This is a genomic window from Alitiscatomonas aceti (genome assembly GCF_025567195.1).
In the GTDB taxonomy this organism is placed as follows: Bacteria; Bacillota; Clostridia; order Lachnospirales; family Lachnospiraceae; genus Alitiscatomonas; species Alitiscatomonas aceti.
This window is the reverse complement of sequence record NZ_JAOQJF010000089.1, coordinates 1-608: the sequence shown is the minus strand read 5'-3', so window position 1 is coordinate 608 and position 608 is coordinate 1. Positions and strand designations below refer to the sequence as shown.

The window sequence follows — 608 nt, the reverse complement described above, 5'->3', positions numbered from 1 at the left end:
CTGGCCTGTGAGACCGTGGGGTGTAAGTATGCCGTGGCCCTGGCCACCGGCACCTCTGCCCTCCACCTGGCCGTGAAGCTGGCCGGGGTAAAGCCCGGAGAGAAGGTGTTCTGCTCGGATATGACCTTTTCTGCCACCGTAAACCCGGTGGTGTATGAGGGCGGAGTCCCGGTGTTCATTGACACCGAATACGATACCTGGAATATGGATCCGGTGGCTCTGGAGAAGGCTTTTGAACTGTATCCAGAGGTTCGCGTGGCAGTGATCGCCCATTTATATGGGACGCCTGGAAAGATCGATGAGCTGCGGGCCGTCTGTGAACGCCATGGGGCTATGATCATCGAGGATGCGGCGGAATCCCTGGGGGCTTCCTATAAGGGACAGCAGACCGGGACCTTCGGCACCTATAACGCCATTTCCTTCAACGGGAACAAGATCATCACCGGCTCTGCCGGGGGAATGCTTCTGACCGATGATAAGGATGCGGCGGACCAGGCCCGGAAATGGTCCACCCAGTCCCGGGAGAACGCGGCCTGGTACCAGCATGAGAAAGTAGGCTACAACTACCGGATGAGCAACGTGATCGCCGGGGTGGTGCGGGGACAGTT

1 protein-coding gene is annotated in these 608 nt (G+C 59.0%); it reads left to right on the top strand.

All coding sequences use genetic code 11. The features are described from left to right. On the top strand, positions 1-608 hold a 608-nt coding region (locus tag OCV69_RS16625; RefSeq protein ID WP_158360323.1), incomplete at both ends, for a DegT/DnrJ/EryC1/StrS family aminotransferase.